The organism is Pseudomonas sp. KBW05, from assembly GCF_003852405.1.
Taxonomy (GTDB): Bacteria; Pseudomonadota; Gammaproteobacteria; order Pseudomonadales; family Pseudomonadaceae; genus Aquipseudomonas.
In genome coordinates this window covers 249,820-255,908 of record NZ_QAJM01000018.1, presented here as the reverse complement: position 1 = coordinate 255,908, position 6,089 = coordinate 249,820, and the positions used below count along the sequence as shown (strand labels likewise).

General features: G+C 62.5%; 8 protein-coding genes. All 8 read right to left on the bottom strand.

Translation table 11 applies throughout. The features are described 5' to 3' along the window. Positions 1-36 precede the first annotated feature (36 nt). The 8 genes from DBR46_RS18395 to proC all read right to left on the bottom strand — a co-directional run bounded on the left by DBR46_RS18395 (position 37) and on the right by proC (position 6,081). The gene (locus DBR46_RS18395) at positions 37-360 is read right to left on the bottom strand and encodes a DUF3392 domain-containing protein (RefSeq protein ID WP_010207241.1); all 324 of its coding nucleotides are present in this window, start codon (positions 358-360) and stop codon (positions 37-39) included. An 18-nt stretch (positions 361-378) separates the two neighbouring features. Then, positions 379-1,581, bottom strand: a complete 1,203-nt coding sequence (gene hemW / locus DBR46_RS18390; protein WP_124527318.1) for a radical SAM family heme chaperone HemW — start codon at positions 1,579-1,581, stop codon at positions 379-381. After that, positions 1,578-2,174, bottom strand: a complete 597-nt coding sequence (rdgB, locus tag DBR46_RS18385) for an RdgB/HAM1 family non-canonical purine NTP pyrophosphatase (protein ID WP_124527317.1) — start codon at positions 2,172-2,174, stop codon at positions 1,578-1,580. Before rdgB ends, hemW begins: the two co-directional genes overlap by 4 nt. Continuing rightward, on the bottom strand, positions 2,171-2,605 hold the full coding sequence (locus DBR46_RS18380) for a DUF4426 domain-containing protein (RefSeq protein ID WP_124527316.1): 435 nt from the start codon (positions 2,603-2,605) through the stop codon (positions 2,171-2,173). The genes rdgB and DBR46_RS18380 overlap by 4 nt, the downstream gene beginning before the upstream one ends. Positions 2,606-2,626: 21 nt before the next feature. After that, positions 2,627-3,247 carry a methionine biosynthesis protein MetW gene (gene metW / locus DBR46_RS18375; protein WP_017735309.1) on the bottom strand — a complete coding sequence of 207 codons (621 nt, stop codon included), beginning with the start codon at positions 3,245-3,247 and terminating at the stop codon, positions 2,627-2,629. A 7-nt stretch (positions 3,248-3,254) separates the two neighbouring features. Next, the gene (locus DBR46_RS18370; RefSeq protein ID WP_124527315.1) at positions 3,255-4,394 is read right to left on the bottom strand and encodes a homoserine O-acetyltransferase; all 1,140 of its coding nucleotides are present in this window, start codon (positions 4,392-4,394) and stop codon (positions 3,255-3,257) included. Between the two features lie 253 nt (positions 4,395-4,647). Then, positions 4,648-5,235, bottom strand: coding sequence for a YggT family protein (locus DBR46_RS18365; protein ID WP_124527314.1), 588 nt, complete (start codon positions 5,233-5,235; stop codon positions 4,648-4,650). A gap of 27 nt (positions 5,236-5,262) precedes the next feature. Next, positions 5,263-6,081 (bottom strand): pyrroline-5-carboxylate reductase, encoded by an 819-nt coding sequence (gene proC, locus DBR46_RS18360; protein ID WP_124527313.1) that lies wholly within the window; start codon positions 6,079-6,081, stop codon positions 5,263-5,265. Positions 6,082-6,089: the final 8 nt, after the last annotated feature.

The following is a 6,089-nucleotide window of genomic DNA, read 5'->3' as shown; positions in this document are numbered from 1 at the left end:
GCCCGCTCCCACATTTGCTTCTCGGTGTGCTCGGGGTCAGCGGCGGTCTGCTACTACGCCAATCAGTACCAATACGACCACCAACACCGGCGCCAGGCTGTAGTTATTGAACTGGCTCAACCCCCGCACAATCCACGGCGTGGCGTAGATCAACGCCGCACCGCTGCCAATCATGCACAGCAACGCCATCAACGGTACGCGCAACGCACCGGCCACGCTGCCCAGGCGGGCTTCGACCCAGCCCTTGATGTCGGCACCAAACAGCACCAGCAAGCAGCCCACCAGGGCCAGGGAGATTTCCGACAGGTTGCTACGGCTCCAGCGGGATACGGTGGCGAGCAGGTCGAGTACCAAATCCATTCGATTTCCTTAGAGCGATCAGCTCAAAAACTTCTGCAACAGGTCATTGAGAAAGAGTTGCCCGCGGTCGGTCGCCGCCAGGCGTGACGGTTCGACCTGCATTAAGCCACTTTGTTCGGCCTCGCGACGGCCTTCATCCAGGCTGGCCAGGTCCAGGCCGGTGCGCTCGGCGTACAGCTTGGCTTCGACGCCTTCGGTCAGGCGCAAGGCGTTCATCAGGAACTCGAACGGCAGCTCCTCATTGGTCAGTTCTTTCGCGCCGGCCTGGAAGTTTTTCGCCGGGTTGAGGTAGTCCTTCGGCGCGCGGGTTTTCCAGGTGCGCACGATGCGCCCGTCCGGATGGCTGAGCTTGCCGTGAGCGCCGGCGCCGATGCCGATAAAGTCGCCAAAGCTCCAGTAGTTCAGGTTGTGCCGCGCCGGGCGACCCGGTTGGGCATAGGCCGACACTTCGTATTGCGCGTAACCATGCTCGGCAAGTAGCGCCTGGCCGGCTTCCTGGATGTCCCACAACGTGTCGTCTTCCGGCAGCGCAGGCGGCTGGTTCCAGAACACCGTGTTGGGTTCCAGGGTCAGTTGGTACCAGGACAAATGCGTCGGCTTCAGCGCGATGGCCTGGCGCAGGTCGCTCAGGGCGTCGTCCAGGGACTGATCAGGCAAGCCGTGCATCAGGTCCAGGTTGAAGTTGTCGAACCCGGCCTGGCGCGCCATACCCGCCGCGCGTACGGCTTCGTCGCCATTGTGGATGCGGCCCAGGGCCTCAAGCTTTTCCTGTTGGAAGCTCTGGATGCCGATGGACAGGCGGTTGATCCCCAGCTTGCGGTACGCCACGAACTTCTCTTGTTCGAAGGTGCCGGGGTTGGCTTCCAGGGTGATCTCGATATCGCCGGCAAACGGGATGCGCGCTTCCACGCCTTTGAGCAAGCGGCCCAGCGCCGCCGCACTGAACAGGCTCGGCGTGCCGCCACCGAAGAAGATCGAACTCAGCTCGCGACCGTAAACGGCGTGCAGGTCTTGATCGAGGTCGGCCAGCAAGGCGTCCACATACTCTTCTTCTGGCAGCACTTTGCTGGCGGTGTGGGAGTTGAAGTCGCAATACGGGCATTTACGTACGCACCACGGAATGTGGATGTACAGCGCCAGGGGCGGCAGCAGGGGCAAAGCCGCCCGTGGTGTTTGCGCGCCGCCGTGGATCAGCGGCTGCGCAGAGGTGTTTTGGGTCATTTCAGGCTCAGGCGTTGGCGCAGCAAATCCATTGCGCGGGCGCGGTGGCTGATCTGGTTCTTGTCGGCCGGGCTCAGTTCTGCGCTGGAGACATTGCGCTCCGGCACCCAGAACAGCGGGTCGTAGCCAAAGCCATGCTCACCGCTGGCCGCATGCAGGATGCGCCCGTGCCACAGGCCTTCGCAGAGGATCGGCAACGGGTCATCGGCGTGGCGCACCAGGGCCAGCACGCAGACGAACTGCGCGCCACGCTCATCGTCCGGCACGTCCTTGAGGGCGTCCAGCAGCTTGGCGTTGTTGGCCGCGTCGCCCTTGCCATCGGCATAACGCGCCGAATAGATGCCTGGCGCGCCGCCGAGGAAGTCCACCGCCAAACCCGAGTCATCGGCCAGCGCCGGCAGGCCGGAGATGCGTGCGGCATTGCGCGCCTTGAGGATGGCGTTCTCGACGAACGATAGGCCGGTTTCTTCCGGCTCTACCTGGCTGAACTCGCCAATCGAGCGCAATTGCACCGATTCGCCGAGCATGGCCTGCAGTTCCTTGAGTTTGCCGGCATTATGGCTGGCCAGTACGAGTTGGGTGAGTTTCATCATTCGGCCGGGAACTGTTCTTGGTTGAATTGGAAGCTATGGGCTTTGCCGCCGGTTTCAACGTTGATGGTAAACGTCTTGTATTCACGCTGCGTGACGGAGTAGGGCGCGAGGTAACTGACCCCGCTTTTCTCGGTAATCTGCTTGAAGGTCAGGACCTCGCTCTTGCCGCCCAGGTCCTTGATGGTGCCGGTCACTTGCGCCGCTACTGGGGCAACGCCCTTGATCACGGTCACGTTGATCAGGCCCTTCTCCTTGCTGCGCACCACGCCGATCTTCTGGGCGGTTTCCGGTGGCAGGAAGCTGGAGGTGAAGGTGTTGTAGTGAACGGTGATGTCACCGAAGTCTTTCTTGCGATTAGCGTCGATAGAGTCCGCTGCGATGGCGCTGGTGCCCAGGCACGCGGTCAATAGAAAAATAGCCAAGCGACTCATGATCATCCCTCTTGAAAATGATTAGACGGCAATCTTGTGGTCGGTCAGGCCAGGGCTGCTGACCCGGTAGATACCAATTTCGCCCAACAGGTTGGGCCATAGTTTACTCGCCCAGCCGTGGCGGTGCTGTTGATCGACGGCAAGGCGGTTGATCACCTTGGCTTCACGCTCGCCACACAGGGCTTCGAAGTCTTCGAAGGTGCAGAAGTGGATGTTGGGCGTGTTGTACCACGTGTACGGCAGGAAGTCCGAGACCGGCATGCGGCCCTTGGTGGCCAGGTACCAGCGGCAGCGCCAGTGGCCGAAATTGGGGAAGGTGATGATGCACTGGCGGCCGACGCGCAGCATTTCGTCGAGGATGCGGTCCGGGTAGTGCACCGCTTGCAGGGCCTGGGTCATCACCACGATATCGAAGCTGTTGCTGGCAAAGTTGCCCAGGCCCTTGTCCAGGTCCTGCTCGATCACGTTGATGCCCTTGGCCACGCACTGGGCGATGTTGTCCGGGTCGTTTTCCAGGCCGTAGCCGGTGACTTGCTTGTTGTCCCGCAGCCAGCTCAGCAGTTCGCCATCGCCGCAGCCCAGGTCGAGCACGCGGCTGCCGGCGGGGATCCAGTCTTGGATGATGTCCAGGTCGGCTCTCATGGCTTTCTCACAATACGATTCGGTTCATGTAGTTGCTGAACGCTTGCAGGTAGCGCGGGATCGGGATCAGGAAGGCGTCGTGGCCTTGCGGAGCGTCGATCTCCAGGTAGCAGACGTCTTTGCGTGCGGCCATCAGGGCATCCACCAGCTCACGGGAGCGCGCCGGCGAGAAGCGCCAGTCGGTGGTGAACGACATCACGCAGAACTTGGCCGTGGCGTGTTCGAAGGTTTTTGCCAGGTCGTCGTCATGGTTGGCCGCCGGGTCGAAGTAGTCCAGGGCCTTGGTCATCAGCAGGTAGGTGTTGGCGTCGAAACGCCCGGAGAACTCCTCGCCCTGATAACGCAGGTAGCTCTCCACCTGGAACTCGACGCTGTGGAAGTCGTAGTTGAGCTTTTCGCTCTTGAGGCCACGGCCGAATTTTTCGCCCATGGAGTCATCGGACAGGTAGGTGATGTGCCCGACCATCCGCGCCAGCATCAGGCCACGCTTGGGGATCACCCCGGCTTCCTGGAACGAACCGCCGTGGAACTCGGGGTCGGTGAGGATCGCCTGACGCGCCACTTCGTTGAAGGCGATGTTCTGCGCCGACAACTTCGGTGCCGAGGCGATGGCCAGGCAATGGCGCACGCGATCCGGGTAAGTGATGGTCCATTGCAGGGCCTGCATGCCGCCCAGGCTGCCACCGATCACGGCGGCCCACTGGTTGATGCCCAGCAGGTCGGCCAGGCGCGCCTGGCTGTGCACCCAGTCTTCCACGGTAAGCACCGGGAAGTCGGCGCCGAACGGCTTGCCGGTTTCCGGGTTGAGGCTGCTGGGGCCGGTGGAACCGTTGCAGCCGCCGAGGTTGTTCAGGCTGACCACAAAGAACTTGTCGGTGTCGATGGGCTTGCCGGGGCCGATGCAACTGTCCCACCAGCCGGGCTTGCGGTCGTCGGCAGAATGGAAGCCGGCGGCGTGATGATGGCCGGACAGGGCGTGGCAGATCAGCACGGCGTTGCTCGCCGTGGCGTTCAGTTGGCCGTAGGTTTCGTAGATCAGGTCATAGGCAGGCAGCGAACGGCCACAGGCCAAGGCCAGCGGTTCGCTGAAGTGCGCCACTTGGGGCACGACCAGTCCAACAGAATCGGGGGGGAAGGCAGCTGGCATCGACCCTGCTCTCGTTTAAATGAGGCGTAAGTCTAAAGAGCGGGGACCCTAGCGGCAAGCAAAGGCCTGCACTCGTGCGCAGATACAAAATAGGGGAGCGGCTTGTGTGGGCCCTGTGGCGAGGGAGCTTGCTCCCGCTGGAGTGCGAAGCGCTCCCAAGATCTTGGGGCCGCTGCGCAGCCCAGCGGGAGCAAGCTCCCTCGCCACAGCAAGCCCTTTCCCACACAGGCCTGCCACATTTAGGTGATGCGTGTCAGATCAGCCCGAACAGCATTTTGGGCATTGCTGCAAACTCAGCCAGGTACGGGATCACCCAGCCCTGGATCAGCTGGATCGCGATGAACGCGAAGATCGGCGAGATGTCCAGGCCACCCAGGTTCGGGATCAAGCGACGGAACGGCGCCAGCACCGGCTCGGTGATCTGGAACACCAGCTCGGCGCCAGGGCTGCGGCTGCCCGGTGCGACCCAGGACAGGATCACGCTGATTATCATCGACCAGAAGATGATCTTCAAAAACAGTGAGAAGACGCCGATCAGCGCCCATGGCAACAGCAGCACGGTGTAGGGCAGGAAGCCCTTGAGCAACAGCACTACGGCAAACAGCACGATCTGCAGCAGCAGCGCCAGCACCAGCGACGACATGTCCAGTCCGAACATGCTGGGTACGATCCGGCGCAGCGGCTTGAGCAACGGCTGTGTGGCCTTGACCACGAATTGGCACAGCGGGTTGTAGAAGTTCGCCCGCACCAGTTGCAGGATAAAACGCATCAGCACGATCAGCAGGTACAGGCTGCCCAGGGTCTGGATGATGAAAATAAGCGCGTCATTAAGGCCAAGCATGTTTGATTCCTTGATTGGGACGACTCTTTATTTGCCCAGCTGCTCGGCCATTTCCGCCGAACGATGTGCTGCGGCACCCAGTGCTGTTTCCACCAGGGCTTCAAAGCCCCCGGCCTGGAAGGATTCGATGGCGGCTTGCGTGGTGCCGCCCGGCGAGGTCACGCGGCGGCGCAGTTCGGCGGCGTCGACGTCGCTGGTCACGGCCATTTTTGCCGCGCCCAGTGCGGTTTGTTCCGACAGTTGCTTGGCAATTTCCGCAGGCAGGCCCAGCTTCACGCCGGCGGCGGTCATGGCTTCGATCAGCAGGAAGAAATACGCCGGGCCGCTGCCGGACACGGCGGTGACCGCATCCAGTTGCTGCTCGGTTTCCAGCCACAGGGCGATGCCCACGGCGGACAGCAGCTCCTGGGCTTGATCCCGTTGCGCGGCGCTGACTTCGGCGGTGGCGTACAGGCCGCTCACGCCCTGGCGCAGCAGCGACGGGGTGTTGGGCATGCAGCGCACGATCGGCTGGGCGCCGAGCCAGTTGTTCATGCTGGCGCAGGTAATGCCTGCGGCGATGGACACCACCAGCTGGTGCGGTTGCAGGCTTGGGCGCAGGCTTTCGCACACGGCCTTCATGGCCTGCGGCTTGACCGCCAGCAGGATCACATCGACGCCCTGGATGGCCTCGGCGTTGTCGGCAAAGGTCTCGATACCGTGCTCGGCGCTGATGCGGGCACGGGTGTCGGCACCCGGGTCGCTGGCGCGGATCTGCGCAGCATCCAGGCCCTTGGCCCGCAGGCCACCGATCAGGCTGGCCGCCATGTTACCGGCGCCGATAAAGGCAATACGCGTGTTGCTCATGACAGGTC

Bases quoted from the DNA above. Each gene is read 5' to 3' on its own strand.
- DBR46_RS18395 (WP_010207241.1), bottom strand. From the start codon at position 360: ATGGATTTGGTACTCGACCTGCTCGCCACCGTATCCCGCTGGAGCCGT.
- proC (WP_124527313.1), bottom strand. From the start codon at position 6,081: ATGAGCAACACGCGTATTGCCTTTATCGGCGCCGGTAACATGGCGGCC.
- metW (WP_017735309.1), bottom strand. From the start codon at position 3,247: ATGAGAGCCGACCTGGACATCATCCAAGACTGGATCCCCGCCGGCAGC.
- rdgB (WP_124527317.1), bottom strand. From the start codon at position 2,174: ATGATGAAACTCACCCAACTCGTACTGGCCAGCCATAATGCCGGCAAA.
- DBR46_RS18365 (WP_124527314.1), bottom strand. From the start codon at position 5,235: ATGCTTGGCCTTAATGACGCGCTTATTTTCATCATCCAGACCCTGGGC.
- DBR46_RS18370 (WP_124527315.1), bottom strand. From the start codon at position 4,394: ATGCCAGCTGCCTTCCCCCCCGATTCTGTTGGACTGGTCGTGCCCCAA.
- DBR46_RS18380 (WP_124527316.1), bottom strand. From the start codon at position 2,605: ATGAGTCGCTTGGCTATTTTTCTATTGACCGCGTGCCTGGGCACCAGC.
- hemW (WP_124527318.1), bottom strand. From the start codon at position 1,581: ATGACCCAAAACACCTCTGCGCAGCCGCTGATCCACGGCGGCGCGCAA.